The following is a 26,311-nucleotide window of genomic DNA, read 5'->3' as shown; positions in this document are numbered from 1 at the left end:
GGGCCGCCCGCGGACGAAGCCCACGTCGTCGCGGGCGGCCCTGACGACGGCCCTAGTGGCAGCGGGAGTGGTGCTCCGCCGCCGCGAGGAAGGCGTCGTTGGCCCTGGTGTCGCCGATCGACACCCGGACGCCTTCGCCGGGGAAGGCCCTCACGGCCACCCCGGCCGCCGCACAGGTGGCGGCGAACGCGACCGACTCCTCACCGAGGGGAAGCCACACGAAGTTGGCCTCGGACTCGGGCACGGTCCGGCCCTGGTCGAGCAACGCGGCCCGGACGCGGGCCAGTTCCTTCACCGTGGCCTCGACGCGGGCGGTGAGCTCGTCGCCGGCGCGCAGGGACGCCACCGCGGCGGCCTGCGCGATCCGGTTCACGCCGAACGACAGGCTCGCCGTGCGCACCGCACCGGCGAGCCGCTCGTCCGCGACGAGGTACCCGACCCGCAGACCGGCCAGGCCGTGCGCCTTGGAGAACGTGCGCACCACGGCCAGCGACGGCCTTCCGGCCAGCAGCGTCAGGCCGTCCGGTGACTCCCGATCCCGGACGTACTCGAAGTACGCCTCGTCCAGCAGCACCGGCAGGTCCGGCGGCAGTGAGTCCAGAAAGGACTCCAGCTCGGCCCGGCGCACGCTGGTCCCCGTGGGGTTGTTGGGATTGCACACGATCACCGCGCGGGTCCGCGGCGTCACCGCGGCCGCCATCGCGGGCAGGTCGTGCCGCTCGTCGAGCAACGGCACGGGCACCGGGTTCATGCCGGCGAGCTTGGTCATCGTCGGATAGGCCTCGAACGACCGCCACGGGAACACGACCTCGCCGCCGGGTTCCTCCACCGCGGACAGGAGGTTCGCGATCACGCCGCACGACCCGCAGCCCACCGCGACCTGACCGGTGCCGACGCCCAGCGACGAGGCGATCTCGCCGACCAGCTCGGCCGAGGTGTAGTCCGGGTAGCGGTGCACGTCCGCGGCCGCGCGGGAGATCGCGGCCGTGACCGACGGCAGCGGGCCGTCGCCGGACTCGTTGGCGGCCAGCAGGAACGTCTCTCCCGAGGGGGAGACGACCGGTGGGCCCGGCTTGAAGGTCGGCAACGACTCGACGACGGGACGGATCACGACGGCACCCCCACCTTCTCGGCGACCGGCCTGCCGGCCAGGACGAACCTGTACTGCCACACGATCACCGCGCCGAGCGCGACGTACAGCGCGGCCATGCCCCAGGCCGGCACGAGGGCGCCGAGCGTGACGCAGGCGGCGGCAAGTCCTTGCGCGACCCGGATGTTGAGGTTGTAGACGGCCATGTAGCGGGTGCGGCTGTGGTCCGGCACCAGGTTGGCGAGCAGTGCCTGCTTGACCGGCACGCTCATCAGCTCGCCGACGGTGAACACCAGGCCGGCGGCCATCAGGATCCAGCCGGACGAGCTCACCGCCATCACCGCGTACCCGCCGACGAACAACGCCGTGCCGAGGTACAGGCCGGTCCGGTCGGACACCCCGCGGAACAGCACGGTGGAGAACAACGCCAGGACCACGACCAGGATCGTGTTCTCGGCCCTCAGCAGGCCGATCATCCCGACCCCGTCCACGGCGGGCGCGAACGACAGCAGCTGCTGCGTCGGGAAGTCCGTGGCCAGGCGGACCGCGATGTGGTTCACGAGCTGGAACTCGACGGCGAGCGTGAGCGTCCCGGCGACCATGAGCCGCAGGAACAGCTTGTCGCGCAGCACCAGCCGGTATCCGTCGCCGAACTCCCGCAGCAGCGCGCGAACCCCTTGCGGGCGTTCGCGGGGCACCTCACTGTCCGGTTTGGACTCCGCGATGAGGAAGTACGTCGTGGCCAGCACCGCCAGCGTCGCCCCCGTCGCCACCGCGAGCACCACCGCGAACCGCGAGTAGAGCGCGGCACCGACGAGCGCGCCGATGGCGAGCGCCAGGTTGGTCGCCCAGAAGTTGATCGTGTAGACGCCCTTGCGGGTCTCCGGCGAGGTCAGGTCCACGATCATCGCGTCGTTGGCGGGCAGTGCGACGCTGGCGGCGAACTTGTTCGCGACGTACGCCAGGTACACCAGCAGCGCGCTCGAGAGCACCGGCGAGTCGGCCAGCGCCATCACGCCGAACGTCACGGCCGCGCCCGCCTCGGCGGCGAGCAGCGTGCGCCGTCTGCCGTGCAGGTCCGCGACGTGGCCGCCGAACAGCATTCCGGCCACGCCGAGCGCCACCACGACGATCAGCAGCACGCCGGCGGCCGCCACCCCCCACGCCAGGGCGAGGTGGACGGCCATGAACGACGTGATCATCGAGTCCACGAGCCGGTTGACGAACCCGACGCCGATGCGGACGCGGAGACTCGGGTGCAGCGTCCTGATGTTCATGTCGACACCTCCGCGAGATCGTCCACGGACACCTGCAGGAGCGCCTCCACGTTCGTAACCCGCCGCGCCGCCTCCTCGTGTGAGGCGGCGGACACGACCACGAAACCGTGGCGCGAACGCCAGTCCACCGTGAACGGCACCCGCGCACCGGGCTCGAACGGGAAGGACAGCTCGTCGACGAAGGGCAGCGCCCGGATCTCGTCGAGGCCGCTCACCGACCGCAGAACGCCCGGTGGCAGCGCGAAGTAGTGGATCCACGCCACGTCCTGCCGCGCACGCGGCGCCGGGTCACGTCCCGCCAGCGCGGCGAACACCGCGCGCTCCAGGTCGATGCCGGTGGCGAGCTCCACCAGGCGCGGGATCCGGTCACCGCCCAGCCGGGCCTGCGACTCGATGATCCTCGGTCCGGCCGGGGTGACGCGCAGCTCGGTGTGCGCCGGACCCGTGCGGTACCCGGCGGCGTCGAGCATCGCCACCACCGTGGCGCCGATGGCGTCGTCGGCCGCCGGTGCGGGATGGGCGTGCCCGGCCTCCACGAACAGCGGCGGCGCGCCGAGCCTCTTGTGCGTCACGCCGATCACGTGGTGCCTGCCGTCGACGCTGATCGTCTCCACGCTGTACTCCTGGCCGGTGAGGTACTCCTCGACCAGCACGGGGCCGGTGTAGCCGGTCTCGTCCAGCGCGGCGCCCCAGGCCTCGAACTCGGCCAGGTCGCGCACCAGCACCACCCCGCGGCTGCCGGACAGCTGCGTGGGCTTCACCACGACCGGCAGCTCGAAGCCCGCGAGCAGCGGGGCGGCCGACCGCCAGTCCGCCGCGTCGGCGTGCCGGACGGGGGAGAGGCCGTGCTCGTCGAGCAGCCGGCGCAGCGCGACCTTGTCGTTGAGGCGGTGCACGGACTCCGCCGAGTTCGCCGCGAAACCGAGGTCCCCGGCGACCCGGACGGCGAGGCCCATGCTCTCCTCCTGGCCGACGTGGCAGATCAGGTCCGCGCCGAACTCCCGTGCCGCCTCGCGCAGCACCTGCTCGTACCCCGCGGGGTCGGCGAAGTCGGCCTCCCAGAACGCGTCGGCCTGCGCCCGCACGTCGTCGAGGTACCGGTCGGCGAGCCCGCCGAAGATCTCGGTCGCCACCTTCGGGTCCCAGACGGCACCGACGCGGAAGCCCTCGGCCTTGGCCTTCGCCAGGTAGGCGCGGTAGGGCATGACCATCAACAGGTTGCTCATCTCACGCCTCCTTCGGTGTCGTGCGGATGTCGACGGCGCGCCGGACGCGTTCGGTGATCTCGTCGAGCTCGGCCGCGGTGGGCGCGTCGACGAGGAACGTGACGGAGCGGTCCTCGGAACAGGTGATCGGGCCCAGCACGGCGCCGCGCTCGGCGTGCACGTGCACGGCGTGGAGCGTGGCGGGTGCGTCCGCCGGCAGCGGTTCGGGCTGCTCCCAGACACCGGCCTCGCCGACCCACTCGACCTCCACGCCGGGCCAGTCCACGACGACGTCGTCGAGCACGCCCTCGGGGTGCTCGACGTAGACCTGCCGGGTGTGGCGGCGCGGTGCCGGGTAGTCGGCGTGCTCGCCGAGCGCGATGCGCAGCACCTCGGTCTCCAGCGGGCGGCCGGTGGCCAGCTCGTAGAGCGAGCACAGGCCGTCACCCGGCGGGCGGGCCGCGATCTCCATCAGGACCGGGCGTCCGTTCGCGGTGACCCGCCACTCGGCGTGCGTGATCCCGTCCCGCACGTCCAGCCGGTCGAGGACCGCCTGGTTGGCGTCCAGCAGGAGCTCCGTGACGGCCGCGTGGTCGCTCGGCACGGTGTGCCCGAGCTCCACGAAGTGCCTGCCGTCGTGGTCGTTGGTGTCCTTGCGGGTCACCGAGGCGAAGATGGCCTTCCCGTGCTGCACCAGGCTTTCCACCGAGTACTCCTGGCCGACGACCTTCTCCTCGACGAGCACCGTCTCCTGGTCGCCGTACGCGGCGAGCTCGGCGCGCAGCGACTCTGCGTCCGTCACGGTGACGACACCGGAGCTGGAGTGCCGGCCCGACGGCTTGACCACCGCGGGGAACCGCACGCCGGACAGGTCGTCCCCGGCGAACGCCACCTGGGGGCTGAACTCCGGCAGGTACCAGCGCTGCAGGTACTTGCTGCGGCACACGCGGCTGGCGCGCAGGCCGGGCCCCGGTACGCCGAGCGCGTCGGCGATCAGCCCTGCCGGTTCCACCATGGTCTCGCCGACCGCGTAGGCACCGACGACGTCGTACCGGCGTCGCCAGGCGAGCGCCGCGGCGATCGGGCCCGCGATGAGCGATCCCTCGTGGCGCACGCCACCGTCCACGAACGCGATGTCCTCGACGCCCGCGAGCGGGTGGCCGGAGTCCCCGGCCACCCGCTCCGCCTCGGCTCGCCAGTTCGCCGAGGTGATCAGCAGTACCCGCAGTCCGCGCTCGCGCAGTTCCGCGAGATAACGCGGCGCGCGGCAGACGGCCAGCAAGGAGCCGGCCAGGATGAATGCTCTCGGTAACGACGGTTCGGACATGGCGGCGCTCCAAACAGAGAATCAAGTGAATGCAGTCATCTCCACAACGCGCATCCAGTCGCGTGGGAGGAAACGAATCAGGGTCAGTTCCGGTGTCTGTCCGCCGTGCGGGCAAAGCGGTGCCCCGAGAACAGCGTGACATCTCGGGGGTGGTCGGTCAACCCTTTGTTCGAGAAAGTCCACATGTAGTTTTTCGTGCTTTTTCCGGACACGCGAACAGGGGCCCTCCCGTGTGGAAGGACCCTGTTCGTGGCCGTTTTTCAGACTGCAATTCTCGCCGCGTTCTCGCGCAGAATCTCGCGTAATTCGTCGAGGCTGTACTCGGCTTTGTTCCTGCTGCCGTACCGGGTGAGCTTTCCCCGGCTGGCCCATTTGCGGATGGTGGCCGTCGAGACTCCGGCGGCGAGCGCCGCGAGCTCGGTCGGCACGGTTCGCCCGCGCGTCCGCTGTTTCATGCCACGGTCCCCTGCGCGGAGTGCTGCTGGACGTCGTCGGACTCCTCGAGCAGCAGCCACTGGCCGGCCGAGATGTGGTGGCCGGCACCGCAGGAGGCGGCGTGCGCTCCCGCGTCGGCGCCGGCGCCGATCGCCGCGTAGACGGTCATGCCGCAGCCCGCCTCGCCGCAGGGGCCGAGGTCGAGGCGCTCGCTCATCGACGGGTCCAGCACGGCCCGCGCCGCGTCGGCCAGGTCGGTGATCTCCTCGGCGAAGTCCTGCGCGACCTCGTGGTTCAGGATCCAGTCGAGGTTGCGGTACAGGAACGTCGACAGCACGTGCACCCGGCGCGAGGGCGGCTTCACGGTGCCGGTCTCCTCGATGACCATCGACGACCACGAGGCCAGCACGCCGAGGATGCTCGTGCGCACCGAGACCGCGGTGAGGTTGAGGCTCATCCCGCCGGGCACGCGCGAGTTCTTGATCTGCACGACCTCGGGCCGGCGACCCGGCGTGAGCGACTGGGCGCACTGTTCGTGCAGTCCGGGCAGCGCCCGCAGCTCGTCACGCAGGGCCTGGCGGCACTGGTCGCAGCTGCGCAGACCGGACAGCGCAGTCGAGGTGCAGGAAGGAACGATGCGCAACTCGCAGTGGCTCTGGGACACGGACATGGTCGGCTCCTTGGGTATCGGCTGCTCGCCGCGAACGGACATTTCTCGGGTGGAATCAGTTGTCAGCGAAGGTTCCAAGTCCGGCCGCGGCGGCGGCTTGGTGGATGCGGCCCGCGAGGACGGGGTCGAGCTCCGTCCCGCCGCCGATCAGCTCGACGAGCAGGACGTGGTCGTGGTCTGTGCGACCGGGGTGTTCGCCCGCCAGCACCCGGCCGAGGTCGGAGACGACGGACGGGGACCTGTGTCCACGGCCGCCTCTGCGCGTCTCCCGGCGGGTCCTGGCGAACGTCCGGTCGCTGTCGGCGAGCCCTTCCTGGTCGTCGACGAAGACCGCGTGCACGCCGTCGAGCAGGGCGACGGGCAGGTCGACACCGGTGGTGTTGACGAGGACCGCGCCCTTCGCCAGCCTCAGCGCGCCGAGCCGGGTGGACCCGGCCAGCACGACGAGGTTGGCGCCGAACATCGCGTCGGCGGGGGTCTCCACCAGGGAGAACCCGATGCCGTCGCGGTCGAGCCGGTCGAGCACCGCCCGGTCGGGCGGCTGGTTCCCCAGCGTCGCCACAGCTATGTGGCTGACGTTGGGGACGTGGGTGCGCAGGATCGTGAGCTGCAGTTCCAGCGCGAACCCCGAGCCGATGACCGAGGCGGTCACGACTCCGGGCGCCACCAGGTGGCGGGTCGCCAGCGCGGTGAGCACCGCGAGCCGGTACTCGCGCAGGCCGGCGGCGGACATCACGCACCGCTGCCTGTCCTGCGCGGTCTCGTAGATCGCGGTCTCGCCGTCGTCGCGGACGGCGGCACCGACGGCCGCGAGGCCGGTGAGGTCCTCGCGTCCCGCTGAGCGTGCGATCAACGCCGTCGCCATCGCCTGGACCGCGTCGGCGTCCTCCACCACGTGCCGGAGGTCGTCGTTGCTGAGGCGGAGCGTCGTGGCGTTCATCGCCGGTCCCTCCCGTGTTCGTTGAACTCGACGGGACGAACGTTGCAGGGCGGGGCTGTCGATCGACTTTCGAGGCCCTATCGGCCGGTTTAAGGCACCTCGATGGCGGACGGAACGAGGACCGATGGAGCCGGTGGCTGAACTGGTGTCAGCCAGGGGGAACGCCCCCGACAAATCCGGAGGTAGAAATGTTCGCCAGCCGCAAGTCCGCCGCCTCGACGCTGGTCTCCGTCATCATCGCGACGATCGCCGTCCTCGGAATTGCGAGCGGCACCGCCTCCGCCGACACGCACTGGAAGAACACGGACGTCACCGTTCAGGGACCGAACGACTGCCCCCAGGACACACACTGGAGCGCCGACCTCCTGATCTGCGTCGAAGACACGCACTGGTGATCAGGCAAGAAATGAAGAGAATTCACGATCTCGCACCCGTCCAGCCCGGAACGTCACGCACGACGTTCCGGGCAGTGTTTCTAAACGGAGGACGAGAGCGCGGCGCGGGTCATTTCCACCTCGGCCAGCAGCTGAGCGGATTCCTTGGAACTGAGCGGCGCGAGCAGTTCGGCCGCGCGGAGCACGGCCACCAGAGCGTCCTCGCCGGTCTCGGAGGCCTCGGACAGCGCGAGGAGGGTCTTCGCCTGCCAGAGCGCCGAACCCAGGTCCTCGAACAGCTGCCGCGCGCGTTCGAGATGCGTGGTGCCCGCCGCGCCACCGCCGCGGGCGAGTGCGATCTGCCCCAGGGAGTACAGCGTCTTCGCCTCGATCAGCCGTTCGCCCATCTTGCGGGACAGGTCGAGGGCGTGCACCAGGGTCGTCTCGGCGTTGTCGAGGCGGCCTTCCTTGTGCCGCACCACACCCAGGCTGTAGAGAGCGTAGGTCTCGCCGATGCGGTCGCCGGTGTCGCGCACGATCTGCAGGACGCGGTGCAACGACTTGCGCGCCTGGTCGATCTGGCCGGTCACCACGTGCAGCTCTGCCACGCGGTGCTCCACCTGGGCCTCGGCGCGCAGGCAGTTGACCTCGCGGGTGATGCGCACCGCGTCGTCGAGCAGCTCCCGCGCGGTGGCCGTGTCGCCCTCCTCCAGGTGGTGCTTGGCCAGGCTGCGCAGGATGTGCGCCTCGCCGATGCGGTCGCCGGAGGCGCGCATCGTCACCAGTGCCGCGCCGTACTTGACGAGCATCGAGCCGACGTCGCCGCGCAGTCCGTCGACGTGGGCGTCGTTGCGCAGCACCAGCGCCTGGCCGTGCTCGTGACCCGCCACCCGGAAACCCGCCAGCGCCTCGCCGAAGCACTGCGCCGCCTCGTGCAGCCGGGTCTGGAACATGTGCAGCGTGCCGAGCGAGTACCGCATCGCCGCGACGCCGATGTCGTTGCCGGCGACCCTGGCGACGGTCTCGGCGGTCCTCGCGCACTCCAGCCAGTCGTCGAAGTAGCCCTTGGACTCGAACAACGTCACCGACGTCAGCGCGAGGTCCCAGCACAGCTCGTCCATCCCCGCCGCGGCGGCCTGGCGGACGGCGGCGACGAGAGATCTCCGCTCGCTCTCCATCCAGTCGATGGGGTTCGCGGTCAGGCCCATGTTCGCCCAGGTGGCGTCCGCCCAGCGGGGAGCGCCGCCGTGCATGATCGTGTAGTCGCCGCCGTACTCGCGCCGGTGCGCCTCCTCGGCGAGCGAGAGCCACGCGCCCAGCAGCCGGGCGAGGGCCTCGGTGCGTTCCTCCTGCGTGGTCGACTCGGTGAGCTTCTCCCTGGCGTAGACCTGGATCAGGTCGTGGAACCGGTAGCGCGTCGCCGTCGCGTCGGCGTACTCGACGGTGTCCACGAGCTGCGCGTCCACGAGGCTTTCGAGGATGTCCTCGGCGTCGTAGATGTCTATGTCCAGCAGCGCGGCCGCTGTCCACGCGGGGAACTCGGGCGCGCGGATGAGAGAGAACAGCTGGAACAACCGCTGGGCGTCCGGGGCGAGGCCCTTGTAGGTCAGGCCGATGTTGGACCGCAGCTCCAGCCCGTGGTGCTCGAACTCGTCGAGCCGCCGCGCCTCGTCGCGCAGCCTGCGGACCAGTCCGTCGATGCGCAGGTGCGGCCGCGACGCGAGCCGGGCCCCGGCGATGCGCAACGCCAGGGGAAGGCCGCCGCAGAACGTGATCAGCTCGACCGCGGCCTCCGGTTCGGCGTTCACCCGTTCCTGACCGATGATCCGCGCGAGCAGGTCCGCGGACTGGTCGACGTCGAACACGTCCACGTCGATCCACTGGGCGCCCGGCAGCCCGGACAGCCGCGACCGGCTCGTGGTGATCACCGCACAGGACGCGCTGCCCGGCAGCAACGGCAGCACCTGGGCCTCGTTGGTGACGTCGTCCAGCACGAGCAGCAGCCGCTTGCCGGACACCTTGCTGCGGAAGAGCTCCTCCCGCTCGTCGATGTCGTCGGGCACCGCCGTGCCGGGCACGCCCAGCGACCGCAGGAACCGGGCGAGCAGCTTTCCGGTGCGGTCGTCCGCGCTGTGCACGCGCAGGTCGGCGTAGAGCTGGCCGTCGGGGAACCGGTCGGCGACCTCGTGCGCGACCCGCACCGCGATGCTGGACTTGCCGACTCCGCCCTTGCCGGAGATGGCCATGATGGGCACGGCGTAGCGCTCTTGCTCGGACTCGGCGGCGAGGCCCGAGCGCAGCACCTCGATCAGGTCGTCGCGCCCGGTGAAGTCGGTGATGCTCGCGGGCAGCTGGCGCGGGATGGTCGCCGGGGCCTCGGCCGCCGCGGGCGGCGCGGCCTGGCCTGCCGGGGTCTTCTCGCGCGCCGGGGGAGCGTTGAGGGAGGGGGCGCGGTTGAGGATGGCCTGTTCCAGGTCCTGCAGCTCCTGGCCGGGCTCGATGCCGATCTCCTCGATCAGCACCGTGCGGGCGGCGCGACCCACCTCGAGCGCGTCTGCCTGCCTGCCCGCGCGGTAGAGGGCGAGCATGAGGAAGCCGTGCAGCCGCTCGCGCAACGGGTTGTCGTGCACGAGGGTCCGCAGCTCCCCGCAGATCTCCTCGTGCCTGCCCAGCATGAGGTCGAGCCGGATGCGTTCCTCCACGGCCGCGAGGCGCAGGTCGTCGAGCGGCACCGCGGCGCGCTGGACCAGGTCGCTGGAGACACCGGACAGCGCCGACCCCCGCCACAGCGCCAGTGCGGAGCGCAGGGTGGCGGCCGCGATCTCACCGGAGCCGGCGTCGCTCTCCTCACGGGCACGCGCGACGAGCGCGGTGAACTGGATGCTGTCGAGGGCGTCGTCGGGGATCTCCAGGACGTAACCGGGTGGTCTGGTGCGGATGGCCTCGGGGAGTCCGGCGTCGGTGAACACCTTGCGCAGGGCCGAGATGCAGATCTGGATCTGGCCCTTCGCGGTGGAGGGCGGGGAGCTGTTCCACACCGCGTCGATGAGCTGGTCGACCGGGACCACCCGGTTGGCGTTGAGTCCGAGCATCGTCAGCACCACTCGCTGACGAGGCCCGCCCAGATCGAGCGACCGCTGGTCCACCACCAGTTCCACTGGTCCCAGAAGTCTCAGCATGGCTGGTCCGCCCCTCAACTACCCGCCCTAGCAGTACTACCCGCTGCCCTTGCAGTCCGTTTTGTCTCTTCGGTTCTGAAAGAACCGGACATGCGTTCGCCCCGCGAGTCGACGATGACGATCGGCTCACGGTGCGAGGTTCCCGAGTGATGATGATGTCACGTGACGAGGAAAAAGGAGCGCGATGTTAAGAAAATTGCTCCCTCCGGCAGGGCCATCTCATAGTTTGGCCGTTGCGCAGCTGACCAATGCGATTGGTGATGGTGCCTATTATGTTTGTTCGGTCCTGTACTTCACCCGAATAGTCGGCTTGACGCCGACGCAGGTGGGACTGGGTCTGACCGTGGGGTGGACGCTAGGAACGTTTGCCAGCGTCCCGCTCGGGCATTTGGCGGATCGGCGTGGTCCACGTGGCGTGGCGGTGGCGCTCGCGGCGGCTACGGCGATCGCGGTCGCGGCATTCGCGGTGGTGCGTTCCTTCCCCGCGTTCCTCGTTGTGGCGTGCATCTATACGATTTGCCAATGCGGGTTGGTCGCGGCCCGGCAGGCCCTTCTCGCGGGAGTGGTCGACGCGGCCGGGCGGACGAAGGCACGCGCGTACATGCAGTCGACTGCGAACGCCGGTATCGCCATCGGCGCCGTGATCGGTGGCGTCGCACTGCAGTTCGACACCGAGGCCGCGTATCTGATCGCGTTCGCGCTGGACGCCGCCACATTCCTGGCCGCGGCACTCGTACTGCGACGCCTGCCTCGGGTACCGGGGGTCGCCAGGGCCGACAAAGGCGAGCCGGTGCTCGTTGTGCTGCGGGATCGCCCCTATGCGGTGCTGACGGCGCTCAACTCCGTGCTGATGTTGTACATGCCGTTGTTGAGCGTGGTGCTGCCGTTGTGGGTGGTCGGGCACACCGGTGCGCCGCGCTGGATGGTGTCCGTGCTGATGGTGATCAACACGGTGGCGGTGGTGCTGTTCCAGGTCTCGGTGGCGAACCGGGTGCACGACCTCGCCGGCGCGGTCCGGATCGTGCGCCTGTCGGGAGTGTTCCTCCTCGCCGCGTGCGTGGTGTTCGCGTTCTCGTCGGGGAACCAGGCGGCCTGGGTCGCGGCGGTGGTGCTCGCGGCGGGCGCCGTGCTGCAGGTCGCCGGCGAGATGATGCTGGCCTCGGGCTACTGGGAGATCAGCTTTGGTCTCGCGGTGGAGGGCAAGCAGGGGCAGTACCAGGGGTTCTTCGGCAGCGGCATCGCCGTCGCGAGGACGCTCGGCCCGCTGGCGCTGACCGCGCTGGTGATCGACGGCGGTGCCGTGGGCTGGCTGGCGCTCGGCGGGCTCTTCCTGGCCGCCGCGCTGGCGACCGGTCCTGCGGTCGCCTGGGCGCGCCGCAGCCGTCCGGTGCCGTCTGACCAGGCGATTTAGCTCTATCGATCCGCTATCGGCCGGCGTGCCATCGCCGAAAGCCGACCCAAAGGGCCTCCGCCCACCCTGAGGTTGCTGACAACCGACGGATGGGGAGGAGGCCCTCACTATGGAGCGGGTCACCACAGCCGCGCCGGCGCCGGGCACCGAGCTCGGACTGCTGCGCCTGTGCGGCGAGGACTGGGACACCGTGGTCGAACGGGATCCATCGATCCGCGGCCACGTGGAGGGACTGCTGCACCCGGCGCTGCCCGCGATGTGGGCCCATCGCGTCTCGCATCGCCTGCACACCGGCGGACTTCGACGGACCGCACGCGCGCTGATGCTGCTCGTGCGTGCCACGACCGGGGTGGAGATCCATCCCGGCGCGAGGCTCGGCCGCCGGGTGTTCATCGACCACGGCACTGCCGTCGTCATCGGGGAGACGGCCGTCGTCGGCGACGACGTCACGATCTACCACCAGGTGACGCTCGGCGCGGTCGGCTGGTGGCGCGACAACCTGCGCCCGTCCGGCGAACGCAGACATCCCGTGATCGGCAGGAACGTCGTTCTCGGCACAGGTGCCACCGTGCTCGGCCCGATCACCGTCGGCGACGACGCCGTGATCGGGGCCTGCGCTCTCGTCGTCAACGACGTGCCAGGCCGTGCCGCGGCACTCGCGCCGACGGCGGCCGTGTCCACCAGCCACACCCTTCGGAGGACGGCGTCATGACCACGACCCTGGGCACCCGGCGGGTCGCCGAGTCGATCGACGAGCTGGTCGGCAACACACCTCTGCTGCGGCTGCCCACCGCGAACGCGACGGTGCTCGCCAAGCTCGAGTCGGCCAACCCCGGCTCCAGCGTCAAGGACCGGGCGGCGCTGTGGATGCTGCGCGGCGCCGAGCGCGACGGCCTGCTCGTCCCCGGATCCGGCACCGTCATCGAGGCGACGTCCGGCAACACCGGGATCGCGCTGGCCGCGTTGAGCGCCGCACGCGGCTACCGGTGCGTCATCGTGCTGCCCGACAACGCCACCCGCGAGCGCATCGGACTGCTCGAGGCACTGGGCGCGCGGGTGGTGCTGACTCCGGCCGAGCTCCGCTACCAGGGGTGCATCGACCGGGCCAGGGAACTGCACGAGGCGACGCCCGGCTCGTGGTTCCCGCAGCAGCACGCCAACCCCGACAACCCGGCCGCGCACTTCGAGTCCACCGGGCCGGAGATCTGGGCCGACACCGCGGGCACCGTCGACGTGCTCGTCGCCGGTATCGGCACGGGCGGCACGCTCTGCGGCACCGCGGCCTACCTCAAGTCCCGCAACCCGCTGGTGCAGGCCGTCGGCGTGGAACCGGAGGGGTCCCCGCTGCTGTCGAGGGGGTACGCGGGCAGCCACGCCATTCCCGGCCTCAACGGCGGGTTCGTCGCCGACACCACGGACGTCGCGCTGATCGACGACGTGCTGACGGTCACCGACCACGAGGCCGCGAACACCGCGCTGTGGCTGGCCCGGCAGGTCGGCGTGCTCGCCGGGATCTCGTCCGGTGCCGCCGCCTTCGGCGCACTGCGCGTCGCCGAGAGACCGGAGAACGAAGGCAAGACGATCGTCACCATCCTGCCCGACACCGGTGAGCGCTACCTGAGCGTGCTGACGTCGGCCGGCATCACGAGAGGAGCTGACCGATGAGCACTCTGCTGCTGGTCGGAGGTACGGACGACACGGTCGTCAAGGCGAAGGAGCTCGGTGTCACGGTGCTGCTCCTGCAGCACCCGACCAAGATCTCGGCGATCCAGGAGGCGGCTGCCGACGCCGTCCGGATCGTCGACTTCACGAGCTGGTCCGCTGTCGAGCCGGTGGCCGAGGAGCTGTGGGACGTCCACGGCTTCGACGTCGCGTTGTCGCTGACCGAACCGGGCCTCGACAACGCCGGCCGGATCAACGACAGGTTCGGTCTGGGCGGCACCGGTCTCGAGGTCACCAGGCTGTTCCGCGACAAGCTCGCCATGCGGGCGCATCTGGCGCTGCACGACCCCTCGGCGGTGCCGGCGGCGCCGTTGGCGGAGCGCGGTGACCTCGACGCCTACGCGGCGCGCCACGGCTTCCCGTTCATCGTCAAGCCGACCGACGCGACCGCCGGGATCGGGGTGCTGAAGGTCGACGGACCGGATGAGCTCGAGCGCGCCTGGGAGCACGTGACGCGTCTTCGCGGGACTCGCACCGACCGCGTCTCGACGCTGTTCCTGCTGGGCGAGTTCCTGATGGAGCGGTACATCGACGGCGAGGAGTACAGCGTCGAGACGTTCAGCTTCAACGGTCGCCACGTCGTGGTCGCGGTGACGGAGAAGTGGGTCGAGCCGCGGTCGTTCGCGGAGGTCGGGCACGTCGTGCCGGCGCGGATGAGCGAGGCCGACGAGGAGCTGATCCGGGCGGAGGTGCCGCGGTTCCTGACCACCATGGGGCTGCGCGACGGTGTCGCGCACACCGAGGTCCGGGTCGGCTCGCGCGGCGTGCAGGTGATCGAGAGCCACAACCGGGTCGCCGGTGACGCCATCACGGACCTGGTCGAGGGCGCCTACGGGATCGACCTGATCACGTACTCGGTCGGCTGGCCGTTCGGCCTCGTGCCCGAGCTGCCGGAACGGCCCGTGGCCCACGCGGGCGCGAGCACCCGGTTCGTCGTCGGAACGCCCGGCCGCGTCCTGTCGGTCTCGGGTGTCGAGGCCGCTGCCGCCGCACCCGTGGCCCTGGTGGTGCGGGTGAGCGCCAAGCCCGGCGACGAGGTCCGCGCACTGCGTGACAACTGGGACCGGCTCGGGCTGGTCGCGGTCACCGGTCTCGACGCCGACGACGCCATCGCGAACGGCGCCAGGCTGATCGAGTCGGTGATCGACATCCAGGTCGAGACCGAGGACGGCACCGTCGTCCGCGCGGGTGCCGCGGAGGTCGCCGAGGCGGTGCCGGCATGAGCGTGCTGATCATCCACCGCAACCCGTTCGAACCGTTCCCGTACCGCCACTGGCTGTCCGGGTACGACGCCGACGTCGTCGTCCTCGCCGCTCGTGACCGCATCACCGGTGCGGGGGAGGAGGTTCCCGCCGATCACCTGGGGCTGACCCACCTCGAGGTCGTGCCGGACTTCCACGACGAGGAGCTCGTGTTCGACCAGGCGCTGACGCTGGCCACGAAGTTCGAGGTCACCCACGTCGTCGCGCACCACGAGGGCGACATGCTGGTGGCGGCGCGGGTGCGCGAGGAGCTCGGTCTCACCGGCGCGTGGACCGCGGACACCGTGCCGTACCGGGACAAGTCGGTCATGAAGCGGATGCTCGTCGACGCCGGGATCGAGGTCGCACGCCACGCCGTGGTCTCGAGTGCCGCGGAGGTGTGGGAGTTCGCTGAGGAGAACGGGTTCCCGGTCGTCGTCAAGGACGTCGCCGGGTTCAACTCGATCGGCCTGCGCGTGCTGCACGGCCCGGAGCCGCTGGAGCTCGGCGGCCCGGTGCTCGTGGAGTCGTTCGTGCCGGGCCGGATGTGCCACGTCGACGGCCTGGTCGTCGGCGGGCGCGTCGTGCTGGAGTGGGCGTCGCAGTACCAGTACTCGCTCTCGTCGTTCGGCTCCGATCCGGGTGCGCGCGTCGACCTGACGCTCGACGTGGCGGATCCGTTGTCGGTGCGGTTGCTGGAACTGACCGAGCGGGCGGTGACCGCGTTGCGGACGTCGGACCGGCACCTCGACCACGGCTTCCACGCCGAGGTGTTCCACACGCCCGACGACCGGCTCGTGGTGTGCGAGATCGCGGCCAGGACCGGTGGGGCCAAGATCCGCGAGGTCGGTGCCGCGATCTTCGGCATCAACCACGGCGAGTACGCGACGCGCGCGCAGCTGGGCCTGTCCCTTCCGCTTCTCGCCGCCACCCTCGCCGGCGGGCCGCGGCCCAGGCCCGCCCGGATGGCCGGACAGGTGCTGATGATGAAGCGGCCGGGTCTCGTGGAGGCGCTGCCGTCGACGGTCGTCGAGCCCTGGGTGGCGCGGTTCTGGCGCTACGCGGCCGTCGGCGACGTCATCCCGCCGGCGGCGGGGTCCGCGGACTTCCTTCTCGCCGCCGTGGCCACCGGCGCCGACCGGGCGGAGGCGGAGTCCCGCCTGCGCGCGCTCGGGGCCAGGTTCGAGTCCCAGACCCGCATAGTCCAGGAGGGATCGTCATGAAGAAGCACGCTCTGCCGGAGATGGACGTCCTCAACCCCGTCGACCTGGTGCTCGTCGCCGCCAACCCGAGCGGCGCCCGCGTCGAGCGGCCCGCCGCGCGGATTCCCGAGCAGCGGAGGAAGGACCGGCGATGAACGGCTGGAGGACCCGGTACCTGACCGGGATGGTCGTCGACGCGACCGGTGCGGGCATGTACCTGCCGTTGTCCCTGCTGTACTTCCACCACGTCACCGGGCTGCCGATCGAACGGGTCGGCGTGCTGTTGACGGCGGGCGCGCTGTTCGCGTTGGTGGGCAACCCGATCGCGGGGGTGCTCGTCGACCGGTTCGGTGCACGTGCCGTGGTCGTCGGCGGATACCTGTTGCGGGCGTTCGGGTTCGGGCTCTACCCGTTCGTGGACTCGGCGCTCGGCATGTTCCTCGCCGTCGCGCTGGTGGCGGTGGGCGACGGGTCGTTCTCCCCGTCGGTCCAGTCGCTGGTGGCCGACATCGCCCAGGGCGCCGAACGGGACAAGCTGCTTGCCGCACAACGAAGTCTGCGCAACGCGGGACTCGGTGCGGGTGGACTGGTCGCGGCCGGGGCGCTGACGCTCGGCAGTGACGCGGCGTACCAGGTGATCGTGCTCGGCACGGGCCTCGCGTTCGTGCTGGCCGCGGTGATCGTCGGTTCCATCCGGTATCGGCCGGTGGCGCCGGCGGTGAGAACCCTGGCGCGCGGCGGATACCGGACGGTGCTGGCGAACCGGCCGTTCATGACCCTGACCGCGCTGAACGTGCCGGTCGCCTTCGGGTACATGGTGCTGGCGGTGGCGTTGCCGGTGTACATCACCACACGACTCGGTGCCCCGACCAGCCTGGTGGGCACGTTGTACGCGGTGAACACCATCGGGATCGCGTTGCTCCAGATCCCGGTCACCCGGTACCTGGTGCGGTACCCGCGCACCAGGACCACGGCCGCTGGTGCGGCGGTGATCGGCGTGTCGTTCGTCGTGTTCGCCGCGCTCGGGGTGGTGTCGTCGTCGGCCGCGGTGCTGCTCGCGGGCGCGTTCGCCGCCACGGCGTTGTTCACGCTGGGAGAGCTGATGCACGGGGCGACCGCCTCGGCGCTGGTGTCCTCCGCGGCGCCGGCCGAGACGCGCGGGCGTCATCTGTCGGTGTACCAGTTCTCCTGGGCGATCCCGACCGCCCTGGCGCCGGCGGTCCTGACGTGGCTGATGACGTTCTCGGCGACGGGCATGTGGCTGGTGCTGGCCGCGGGGGTGACCGCGTCCGCGCTGGCGCTGGTGCGCCTGGAGCCCAGGCTGCCGCAGGAGGCCGTGCGCATCGCCGTCCCGGTGCCGCAACCGGCTTGACGATCCTTTGTGGACTGAAAACGCCCGGTGGTTTCTCCGCCGGGCGTTTTCGCTTCTCCGCCGTCCATACCGGACCGATAGCGCTTCGACAGCGCTCTTTCTGAACCTGACAGGGAGAAGGCTGCTGCAACGAAGGGGGTCGACGTGAAACGCGCCTTGCTGGACGCCGATGCGCACACACGGGAGTTCAACCGGACCCTGCGGGACGTGCCGGACCGGACGCTGGTGGACCTGCTCGACGAGCAGGTGCGCCGGCGCGGCCAGGACATCGCGGTGGTGCACGGCGACGAGCGGCTGACGTTCACGGAGCTCTCGGCGCGGGCCGCGGCTGTGGGCACCCACCTGAGGGGCCTGGGTGTGCGCGAGGACGACTGCGTCGGTCTCTTCGTGCACCCGTCGTCCGATCTGATCGTGGGTGCCTGGGGAGTGCTGCACGCGGGCGGTGCCTACCTCCCGCTGGCCCCGGAGTACCCGGAGGACCGCCTTCGGTACATGGTCGAGGACTTCGGCGGGCACCTCGTCCTCACCCAGCGGGAGCTCGCCGGGAAGCTGCGCCGCATGGTGCCGCCGCAGACCACCATCGTCGTGCTCGACGACATCGACACCCCCGCGGGCTCGCCGGCGCGGCCCTCGCCGGGAGATCTCGCCTACGTGATCTACACGTCCGGCAGCACCGGCAAGCCCAAGGGCGCGATGATCGAGCACCGGGCGATCGTGAACCAGATGTGCTGGCTCGCCGAGACGCACGGCATCGACCACAGCCGGGTCGTGCTGCAGAAGACGCCGATGAGCTTCGACGCGGCCCAGTGGGAGATCCTGGCGTCGGCCTGCGGCAGCACCGTCGTCATGGGCGCGCCCGGCGTGTACCGCGACCCCGATGCGCTCGTGGACACCATCAAGGCGCACGGCGTGACGACGCTGCAGTGCGTGCCGACGCTGCTGCAGGCCATCGTGGACACCGAGCGGATCACCGAGTGCGCGACCCTCCAGCAGGTCTTCTGCGGGGGCGAGGCGCTCTCCCGGTCACTCGCCCAGCGGTTCTTCGCCGAGCTGCCCGACCGCGAGCTGGTCAACCTCTACGGGCCCACCGAGTGCACGATCAACTCGTCCTCGCACCGGGTGGACCCGGCCGTGGTCGCGGACGGGCCGCCGACCGTGCCGATCGGCACACCGGTGCACAACACGCAGTACTACGTCCTGGACGGTGATCGCGGACCGGTCGCGGTCGGCGAGATCGGCGAGCTGTACATCGGCGGGCGGCAGCTCGCGCGCGGCTACCTCGGCAGGCCGGACCTGACCGCGGACCGGTTCGTGGACAACCCGTTCCACGCCGACTTCGGCTCGCCCCGGTTGTACCGCACCGGCGACCTGGCGTACTGGAACCCCGACGGCACAGCGGTCTTCGTCGGCCGCACGGACAACCAGGTGAAGCTGCGCGGGTTCCGGGTCGAGCTCGACGAGGTGCGGCTGGCGCTGGAGACGCACGAGTGGATCAAGCACGCGGCCGTGGTGGTGCGCGACGACCCGCGCACGGGGTTCCAGAACCTCCTGGCGTTCGTCGAGCTGAACCCCAAGGAGGCCGCCCTGATGGACCAGGGCAGCCACGGCGCGCACCACCAGTCCAAGGAGGGCCGGGTACAGCTGCGCGCGCAGCTGTCCAACCTGGGGTGCCGGGAGAAGGGCGAGCTGAGCGGCAAGCCGGTGCTCGACCTGCCCGGCCGCGAGCCGACGGCGTTGCAGCGCCGCACCGTCTTCGCCCGCAAGACCTACCGCTTCTACGAAGGTGGCGACGTCACCAGGAACGACGTCCTCGACCTCCTGCGGACGCGGACGACCGCGACGACGTCACGTGATCCGGCGTCGGTGGGGCAGGAGGAGTTCGGCCGCATCATGCGGTACTTCGGGCAGTTCCACAGCGTCAAGCGGTTGCTGCCCAAGTACGGGTACGCCTCGCCCGGCTCGCTCTACGCCACGCAGCTGTACCTGGAGGTCGACGGCCTGTTCGGCCTGGAGCCGGGGTTCTACTACTACCACCCGGTCGAGCACCGGCTGTACCTCATCCAGCAGAAGGCGGCCGGTCCGCAGCAGCGCGCCCGTGTGCACTTCGTCGGCAGACGGCGAGCCATCGAGCCGGTGTACCGCACCAACATCCTCGAGGTCCTGGAGATCGAGGCGGGGCACATGGTCGGCCTGTTCGAGCAGATCCTGCCGGAGCACGGCCTGACGGTCCGCGCGGCGGGGCACGCACCCGAGGTCATGACCCACCTCGAATGCACCTCCGAGGACTACTACCTCGGTGCGTTCGACTTCGTGCCCGCGCACCCGGAACCGGCCGAGGAACCCATGGACGTGTACGTGCAGGCGCACGGCGACCGCGTTCCCGGCCTCCCGGCCGGCCTCTACCGGTTCGAGCGGGACGGTTTCGAGCAGGTCGCGGACGGCGTGATCGAGCGCAGGCACGTCATCGCCATCAACCAGCAGGCCTACGAACGCGCCGCCTTCGGTGTCGCACTGGTCAGCCGCACCGGGCAGGAGTGGCTCTCCTACCTGGAGCTCGGCCGGGTGCTGCACCGCTACCAGGCGGTGCGCGGCCTGGGACTCATGTCCTCGGGTTACAGCTCGAAGAGCGGGCACGACCTGCCCTCGCACCGCCGGCTCACGGCGTTGCTGCGGGAACGCGGGCTGCCGGTCGGCCCGTCGTACTTCTTCATCGGCGGCAAGGTCAGCGAGGAGCAGATCCGCCACCGCGGCATGAAGGAGGACGCGGTGCACATGAAGGGTCCGACCGAGCTGATCCGCGACGACCTGCGCTCGTTCCTGCCGGACTACATGATGCCGAACAAGGTGGTCGTGCTCGACCGCCTGCCCCACACGGCGAACGGCAAGATCGACACGCGCTCCCTGGCCGAGTCCGACCTGGCCGCCGCGGACTTCTCCGACCAGCCGGTGGTCGAACCGCGCACCGAGTCCGAACGCCGGATCGGTGAGATCTGGGGCAGGCTCATGAAGATCGAGACGGTCTCGGTCCAGACCGACTTCTTCGCCGCGGGCGGCAACTCCCTGCTGGCGGTGGGCCTCGTGAACCGCATCAACCGGGACTTCGGCCTGTCCCTGCCGCTGCAGGTGCTGTTCGACGCACCGACGGTGGAAGCGCTGGCGAAGGTCGTGGAGGGCGGCGCCGCGGACGCGACGTCCAGGCTCATCAGGCTTTCCGCCGCGGGCACCCTGGAACCCGTGTACTGCTGGCCGGGCCTGGGCGGCTACCCGATGAACCTCCGCGAGCTGGCCGCCAGGGCGGGCCGCCCGTTCTACGGTGTGCAGGCCCACGGCGTGAACGCGGGCGAGACCGCGTACCCGTCGATCGCCGAGATGGCGGCACGCGACCTGGAACTGGTGCGCCGCAGGCAGCCCAGAGGCCCGTACACGCTGTGGGGCTACTCGTTCGGCGCGCGCGTAGCCTTCGAGGCCACCCACCAGCTGGAGCGGGACGGCGAGCGCGTGGAACAGCTCTTCCTGATCGCACCGGGCAACCCGAGAGCGGGCGGCACCGACCGGACCCCGAGCTGGCGCAGCCGCGGCTACGTCACGATCCTGTTCTCGGTCTTCGCGGGCGCGGTCTCCGGCGACCTGCTGGAGGAGTGCCTGCGAGCGACACGGGACGAGACCACGTTCACCACGTTCGTGAGCACCCGCCTGGACCTCGACCCGGACCTGGTCCGCCGAATCGCGCGCGTGGTGCACCAGACGTACCGCTTCGACCACAGCGACCACGACCTGGCACTGCGCTCGATCAAGGCCCCCGTGACCGTCTTCCGCGCCGTGGGCGACCAGCCGTCGTTCATCGAGCGCCCAGCGGTGCGCGCATCAGTGTCCTTTGTGGATGTACCGGCGGACCACTACGGAATGCTCCGCCTCCCGCTCGTCGACACGCTCATCGATCACATCCGTTCCGCCCCAGGAGGCCCACAATGCCGCACGTGACCGTCAAGCACTTTCCCGCCACCCTCTCCCCGGACCAGGAGTCCGCGCTGTCGACCGCGCTGACCTCCGCCATCACCGAGGCGTTCGGATGCCCGGACACCGTCGTCTCGATCGCGCTCCAGCCCGTGCCGGCCGAGGCGTGGGACGAGCAGGTGTACCAGCCCGAGATCGCCGGCCGCGACTCGTTGCTCAAGCAACCGCGGTACTGACGTCCGTCCCGCAGCACGAACGGCCTGCCGATGAGCTCATCGGCAGGCCGTTCGGCGTCTCGCCGTGGGTCGAGTGTCCACAACAGACCGTCGACCGCATGCCCTCACCGAGCCGCACGCAAACGCATGCGCGGACCGTCGGCAGTCGTGTGGATTCCTGACTTCGTGCGACGAGCTCCGTTGTCCTCGGCACTCTGCCCGCTGTCGTGTAAGAGCCGGGTCAAATCACCGGACGTCGCGTCTACATCGGCCTGGAGATGAAATATTTCCTTGTTCTTCAAGGTTTAGCTGCTGGTCCGCACGCTGTGTCCCTTGCGGGGACTGCGAGTCGTGCCGCCCGCGTCGCCCCGCCGGTGTTGACAGAGCCGGATCGGCGATCAACCATGGAAGCGCTCTCATAACCGGTCTGCACCAGTTGTCGGAGCGCGGGCACCGGCCTTTCCCTGAAGCAGGGCCGGAGCCTGCTGACAGAAGAACCCCTGCACAAGGAGTTGCATGCGCACTCGAACAAAGTGGTTGAGCGCGCTCGCCACAGTGGCGGCGACCGCATCGGCGGTCATCGCGACCGCCCCTGCCCAGGCGATCGGTCCTGACCTGTTGCCACTGAACGTCACCAACAACAGCGGCCGGTCCGAGGCCGTGCACCTGTACGTCCTCGGCACGGACATCCGCAGCGGACGCCTGGGCCACGTCAACCAGGCAGGCACGTTCACGCCGTGGTCGCCGGGCGGCAACCCGCCCACGCCCGCGCCGGACGTGTCCATCGACGGCCCCGGTCAGGGCGCCAGCGCCACGCTGAACGTACCCAGGTTCATCTCGGGCCGCGTCTACATGTCGTTCGGCGAGAAGCTCAAGTTCCTCCTGACCCCCGACGGCCTGGTCCAGCCGGCGCCGTGGGCGGGCGGTGACCCGAACAGCGGCATCCTGTTCGACTGGAGCGAGTTCACCTACAACGACGCCGGCCTGTGGCTCAACAGCTCGCAGGTCGACATGTTCGCCGTCCCGCACGCGGTCACCGTGACGGGCGCGAGCGGTGCCACGAAGAAGACCGGCGAGCTCAAGCCCGGCGGTCGCGACGCGGTCATCAACGGCATCCGCACCCAGTCGGGCTGGGGCGGGTCGATCATGTCCCGCTCGGACGGCACCGTCCTGCGCGTGCTCGCGCCGGGCAAGGCGGCCGACGTGGGCAACTTCGACCGCAACTACCTCGACCCCTACATCACCGAGGCCTGGAACGCTTACACGGGCAAGGACTTGACCGTGCAGCCGTTCGGTGACCGTCCGGACGTGAAGTACTTCGGCCGCACCTCGGGCAACAACATGAACTTCACGAACACCTCCGGCCAGCAGGTCGCGTCGTTCGCGAAGCCGTCCACCTCGAGCGTCTGGGGCTGCGACGGCGAGCTGCACGCGCCCAACGACCAGGTGGTCGGCCCGATCGCGCGCACCTTGTGCGCCGCACTCCACCGCTCCACGCTCGGACGCATCGACGTCCAGCCCGGCGGTGGCGCCGCGGACTTCTACCAGGGCGCGATCACCAACCACTACTCCAAGCTCGTGCACCAGAACATGGTGGACGGCAAGGCGTACGGGTTCGCGTTCGACGACGTGCAGGCCCAGGAGTCCCTGGTGCACGACGGCGACCCGCGTTCCGCCGGCATCGTCCTGACCCCGTTCAGCGGCGCTGCCTCAGCGTCCACGAGCGGTGTCATCGGTGACTCGCACGGTGAGGTCGTCGTTCCGAACCGGAACTTCGCCTTCAACTGAGCACACACGACAAGGCGCGCCCGGCAACCGCCGGGCGCGCCTTGTCGCATGACAGCGTCAAGTGATGATGTGGAACGGTTTCCGGCCGAAGCCCAGCTCTTGGCCCTGCCTGTAGGGCCGGCCGTCGCGCTGCTGGGTGTCGCGATTGCTCGCTCCACGATGTGGGAGATCGTCAAGACAGCCAACATCGGTTCGGCCCCGAGCTGGGCAACCGTCCGGGTGCACCGCTGGTCTGGAACCAGACCCTGCGGCGCGCGCGGCGCGGGTGGGAGCGGTACTACTCGTACCTGACGAGATCGCATGCCCAGCCCTAGATCGGACAGGACCGCTTCGGAGTCCTCCACGAGTATCGGCATGCCGCTGACCTGTGCGGACGTAATTTTCGGCACGCACAGGGCTGATCTGACGTGGAAAAACGCCGATCTGCTACCGAAGCCCCCAAAACAGGGTTCTGCGGGCGATGCTGGGATCGAACCAGTGACCTCTTCGGTGTGAACGGATCCTGCCGAGTGCCAGACGGTCTGGTCAGTCTCAATGGATATGCGCTGACCTGTGCGAAAGCGCCTCGCAGATCTGGTGAGGGCCGCAGGTATCTCGTTGGCGTCTATGCGTCTCAGGTACCGGTTTTGCTACCGAGTCGGGCTCGATGGAGCTCGCGCAGGACCGCGACGAGGTTTCGCATTGTGAGCAGAGTGCCCGGGTAGTTTCGCCCAGCACGCGGAGTTGTCAGGCCAGGGGTTCTTGTCGAGTTCATGCGCCGCTGATGCTCGCCCACCCCCTTCCGACGGTTGGCGAGGAGAGCCAATGCGGTGAGGGGTGTGGTCGGGTCAGGTGTGTTGGTGGGTGTGCGCGGTGCGGCGGGGTTGCCCGCTGGTCTGCGGAGGCAACTCGACCTGCAAACCGCGGCTGATAGGAGCTGTCGCGGTGGCCGGAGTCGGCTGGGTGCCGATGGATCCGTACGGGTCCGAGAGCAAGGGGGAGGGCAGCGGGGCAGGGCTTGCCGCGGCGGTCGCGCGGGCGAGGGACCAGCTGCCTCCCGTCGAGGAGCTGCGTGACCCGCCGGTCGCGGCGCCGAACGGTGATGGCAGAGCGGCGAACGACTCCGCCACGCGGATCCCGTGGGGACTTCTGCTCGCCGTGCTCGCCGTCGTTGTCGTCGGCTGGCTGGCCGGGATTCCGCTTGCGAAGCGGGTCCGGGCCTGGCGCAGGCGACGGCGGCCGGGCAGCGGCGCGGTGCTCGGTGCGTGGCAGGAGGTGCGCGACCGGATGCGCGAGCACGGGGTGCCGTTCAGCGAGGGCATGACCCCGCGCGATCTGGCCGCCGTCGCACCCGCGGCCGGGCTTCAGTCCGCAGTGGAAGGACTGCTGTTGCTCGGGTCAGCGGTGGACCAGGCGCTGTGGTCCGGTGCCGAGACCACCGGCGAGGTGCGGGATCGCGCCTGGCACGCGGCCGGGTTGGTGCGTCAGCGGCTCGCGAGGCGGGGGCTGCGGGCCAGGATCCGGGCCGCCGTGGACCTCAGCACCCTGATCAGGCCTCGTACTCCCGGATCCAGTCGATCTCCATCGTCGACGTGGTCGCGGTGGACAAGGAGACCTGTGGGGTGCCAGAACTCCGCACACATGCGTTGAGCTGCGGTGGTCGGGCACTGTCGTTCGGGCGGCATGGTCGTGGGCGTGGCGCTGCGACTGCTGTACCTCGTCTTTGTCCAGCTGGGTGGCTGGCTGGTTCTGCTCGGCCGGTCTTCGGTGGCCAAGGACGTCGAGTTGCTGGTGTTGCGGCACGAGGTCGCGGTGTTGCGCCGTGGTAGTCAGCGTCCGCGGTTGGATTGGGTTGATCGCGCGGTGCTGCCGCGTTGACGCGGCGGCTACCGGTGTGGCTGCGAGAGCGCCGGTTGGTGTCTCCGGGTGGCATCGGCGGTTGGTCGCCAAGAAGTGGACCTACCCGAACCGGACTGGGCGACCGCGGGTCGACGATACCGTCGTGGCGCTGATCGAGCGTATGGCGCGGGAGAACACGGGCTGGGTTACCGCCGTATCCATGGTGAACTGCTCGAGCTAGGTCACCAGACGGCCGCGTCGACCGTGCGTCGTGTGCTGAAGCGTCTGCGGACACCACCCTCGCCGATCCGGAACACCGGCACGTCGTGGCGGCGGTTCCTGCGTGCTCAAGCGGTGAGCATGCTGGCATGCGACTTCTTCCATGTGGATTGCGTGGTCACCCTGAAACGGGTGTACGTGTTCTTCGTGGTGGAGGTCGGCACCCGCTACGTCCACATCCTCGGCACCACCACCAATCCTGACGGGCACTGGACCACCCGGCAGGCTCGCAACCTCCTGATGAGCCTCGGCGACAGGGCCAGTTACTTTCGATTCCTAGTTCGTGACAGGGCTGGTCAGTTCACCGCGTGGTTCGATTCCGTTCTCGCGGACGTCGGTACCGACGTCGTGAAGATCCCGCCGCACTGTCCGCGGGCGAACTGCTACGCCGAACGTTTTGTCGGCACCGTCAGACGCGAGCTCACCGACCGATTGCTCATCATCAACGAGCATCACCTCAAGTCACTGCTGAAACCCGACGTGTCCCACTACAACCACCGGCGGCCACATCAAGCGCGACACCACATGAGGTCACACTCGGCCTCCAGACGTTGTCGGTGCAGCCGGTCGCGTTCGGCCTCGGCTCACTCACCGTCTACGCCGGTGGGAGACGGGCTGCTGCGTGGACCTGCTCCGCGTGGCGGCGGGCCATCAGGCCGATTCAATCCCGCCGACCGCATTCCTGCGCCGAATCGGTGTGGGATGGCGTGCATTCGCCATCCGGTTGCCGATGGTCTGCGGCCGTCATTAGCGTCGCTGTTGCTGGTCATGAACAGCAAACGTCAGTTCGTTCATTCTCATGGAGGTAACCA

At 70.0% G+C, this 26,311-nt stretch carries 21 protein-coding genes and 1 pseudogene; 14 read left to right on the top strand and 8 right to left on the bottom strand.

What is annotated here, in order from left to right:
- Positions 1 to 52 precede the first annotated feature (52 nt).
- The 7 genes from ACWF7A_RS19130 to ACWF7A_RS19100 all read right to left on the bottom strand — a co-directional run bounded on the left by ACWF7A_RS19130 (position 53) and on the right by ACWF7A_RS19100 (position 6,944).
- Positions 53 to 1,111: a histidinol-phosphate transaminase gene (locus ACWF7A_RS19130; RefSeq protein ID WP_452251774.1), complete on the bottom strand. Its 1,059-nt coding sequence runs from the start codon at positions 1,109 to 1,111 to the stop codon at positions 53 to 55.
- Entirely contained in the window at positions 1,108 to 2,367 is a 1,260-nt protein-coding gene (locus ACWF7A_RS19125; RefSeq protein ID WP_452251773.1) for an MFS transporter, read from the bottom strand. The genes ACWF7A_RS19130 and ACWF7A_RS19125 overlap by 4 nt, the downstream gene beginning before the upstream one ends.
- The gene (locus ACWF7A_RS19120) at positions 2,364 to 3,593 is read right to left on the bottom strand and encodes an ATP-grasp domain-containing protein (RefSeq protein ID WP_452251772.1); all 1,230 of its coding nucleotides are present in this window, start codon (positions 3,591 to 3,593) and stop codon (positions 2,364 to 2,366) included. The genes ACWF7A_RS19125 and ACWF7A_RS19120 overlap by 4 nt, the downstream gene beginning before the upstream one ends.
- 1 nt (position 3,594) lies before the next feature.
- Entirely contained in the window at positions 3,595 to 4,899 is a 1,305-nt protein-coding gene (locus ACWF7A_RS19115) for an ATP-grasp domain-containing protein (protein ID WP_452251771.1), read from the bottom strand.
- A gap of 260 nt (positions 4,900 to 5,159) precedes the next feature.
- Positions 5,160 to 5,354 carry a hypothetical protein gene (locus tag ACWF7A_RS19110; RefSeq protein ID WP_452251770.1) on the bottom strand — a complete coding sequence of 65 codons (195 nt, stop codon included), beginning with the start codon at positions 5,352 to 5,354 and terminating at the stop codon, positions 5,160 to 5,162.
- Positions 5,351 to 6,004 carry a hypothetical protein gene (locus ACWF7A_RS19105; RefSeq protein WP_452251769.1) on the bottom strand — a complete coding sequence of 218 codons (654 nt, stop codon included), beginning with the start codon at positions 6,002 to 6,004 and terminating at the stop codon, positions 5,351 to 5,353. The genes ACWF7A_RS19110 and ACWF7A_RS19105 overlap by 4 nt, the downstream gene beginning before the upstream one ends.
- Before the next feature lie 55 nt (positions 6,005 to 6,059).
- Complete coding sequence (locus ACWF7A_RS19100; RefSeq protein ID WP_452251768.1) at positions 6,060 to 6,944, bottom strand: hypothetical protein; 885 nt, start codon at positions 6,942 to 6,944, stop codon at positions 6,060 to 6,062.
- A 188-nt stretch (positions 6,945 to 7,132) separates the two neighbouring features.
- Here ACWF7A_RS19100 and ACWF7A_RS19095 point away from each other — a divergent pair, with 188 nt between their 5' ends.
- Positions 7,133 to 7,339 (top strand): hypothetical protein, encoded by a 207-nt coding sequence (locus ACWF7A_RS19095; protein WP_452251767.1) that lies wholly within the window; start codon positions 7,133 to 7,135, stop codon positions 7,337 to 7,339.
- A gap of 80 nt (positions 7,340 to 7,419) precedes the next feature.
- Here the strand turns inward: ACWF7A_RS19095 and ACWF7A_RS19090 are convergent, their stop codons facing one another.
- Complete coding sequence (locus tag ACWF7A_RS19090; protein ID WP_452251766.1) at positions 7,420 to 10,497, bottom strand: BTAD domain-containing putative transcriptional regulator; 3,078 nt, start codon at positions 10,495 to 10,497, stop codon at positions 7,420 to 7,422.
- Positions 10,498 to 10,681: 184 nt separating this feature from the next.
- Between ACWF7A_RS19090 and ACWF7A_RS19085 the strand changes: the two genes are divergently transcribed.
- From ACWF7A_RS19085 to ACWF7A_RS19025, 13 genes and pseudogenes are all read left to right on the top strand, one after another.
- Complete coding sequence (locus ACWF7A_RS19085) at positions 10,682 to 11,908, top strand: MFS transporter (protein WP_452251765.1); 1,227 nt, start codon at positions 10,682 to 10,684, stop codon at positions 11,906 to 11,908.
- A 109-nt stretch (positions 11,909 to 12,017) separates the two neighbouring features.
- Positions 12,018 to 12,620 (top strand): serine O-acetyltransferase EpsC, encoded by a 603-nt coding sequence (gene epsC, locus ACWF7A_RS19080; protein ID WP_452251764.1) that lies wholly within the window; start codon positions 12,018 to 12,020, stop codon positions 12,618 to 12,620.
- Positions 12,617 to 13,573, top strand: a complete 957-nt coding sequence (locus tag ACWF7A_RS19075) for a PLP-dependent cysteine synthase family protein (RefSeq protein WP_452251763.1) — start codon at positions 12,617 to 12,619, stop codon at positions 13,571 to 13,573. The genes epsC and ACWF7A_RS19075 overlap by 4 nt, the downstream gene beginning before the upstream one ends.
- Complete coding sequence (locus tag ACWF7A_RS19070; protein ID WP_452251762.1) at positions 13,570 to 14,853, top strand: ATP-grasp domain-containing protein; 1,284 nt, start codon at positions 13,570 to 13,572, stop codon at positions 14,851 to 14,853. Before ACWF7A_RS19075 ends, ACWF7A_RS19070 begins: the two co-directional genes overlap by 4 nt.
- Positions 14,850 to 16,094, top strand: coding sequence for an ATP-grasp domain-containing protein (locus ACWF7A_RS19065; RefSeq protein ID WP_452251761.1), 1,245 nt, complete (start codon positions 14,850 to 14,852; stop codon positions 16,092 to 16,094). The genes ACWF7A_RS19070 and ACWF7A_RS19065 overlap by 4 nt, the downstream gene beginning before the upstream one ends.
- On the top strand, positions 16,091 to 16,228 hold the full coding sequence (locus ACWF7A_RS19060; RefSeq protein WP_452251760.1) for a hypothetical protein: 138 nt from the start codon (positions 16,091 to 16,093) through the stop codon (positions 16,226 to 16,228). Before ACWF7A_RS19065 ends, ACWF7A_RS19060 begins: the two co-directional genes overlap by 4 nt.
- Complete coding sequence (locus ACWF7A_RS19055; RefSeq protein ID WP_452251759.1) at positions 16,225 to 17,445, top strand: MFS transporter; 1,221 nt, start codon at positions 16,225 to 16,227, stop codon at positions 17,443 to 17,445. The genes ACWF7A_RS19060 and ACWF7A_RS19055 overlap by 4 nt, the downstream gene beginning before the upstream one ends.
- A gap of 144 nt (positions 17,446 to 17,589) precedes the next feature.
- Entirely contained in the window at positions 17,590 to 21,426 is a 3,837-nt protein-coding gene (locus tag ACWF7A_RS19050; protein ID WP_452251758.1) for a non-ribosomal peptide synthetase family protein, read from the top strand.
- Complete coding sequence (locus tag ACWF7A_RS19045) at positions 21,423 to 21,635, top strand: hypothetical protein (RefSeq protein ID WP_452251757.1); 213 nt, start codon at positions 21,423 to 21,425, stop codon at positions 21,633 to 21,635. The genes ACWF7A_RS19050 and ACWF7A_RS19045 overlap by 4 nt, the downstream gene beginning before the upstream one ends.
- Before the next feature lie 495 nt (positions 21,636 to 22,130).
- Positions 22,131 to 23,402: a beta-1,3-glucanase family protein gene (locus ACWF7A_RS19040; protein ID WP_452251756.1), complete on the top strand. Its 1,272-nt coding sequence runs from the start codon at positions 22,131 to 22,133 to the stop codon at positions 23,400 to 23,402.
- Between the two features lie 924 nt (positions 23,403 to 24,326).
- Positions 24,327 to 25,031 carry a DUF4129 domain-containing protein gene (locus ACWF7A_RS19035; RefSeq protein WP_452251755.1) on the top strand — a complete coding sequence of 235 codons (705 nt, stop codon included), beginning with the start codon at positions 24,327 to 24,329 and terminating at the stop codon, positions 25,029 to 25,031.
- Positions 25,032 to 25,076: 45 nt separating this feature from the next.
- A complete protein-coding gene (locus tag ACWF7A_RS19030; protein WP_452251754.1) occupies positions 25,077 to 25,259 on the top strand; it encodes a hypothetical protein in 183 nt (60 codons plus the stop codon).
- A gap of 321 nt (positions 25,260 to 25,580) precedes the next feature.
- Positions 25,581 to 26,003 (top strand): annotated as a pseudogene (locus tag ACWF7A_RS19025) (integrase core domain-containing protein); the annotation flags it as partial.
- Positions 26,004 to 26,311: the final 308 nt, after the last annotated feature.

This window comes from Lentzea sp. NPDC055074 (assembly GCF_053608005.1).
This window is presented reverse-complemented; position numbering and strand designations above follow the sequence as displayed.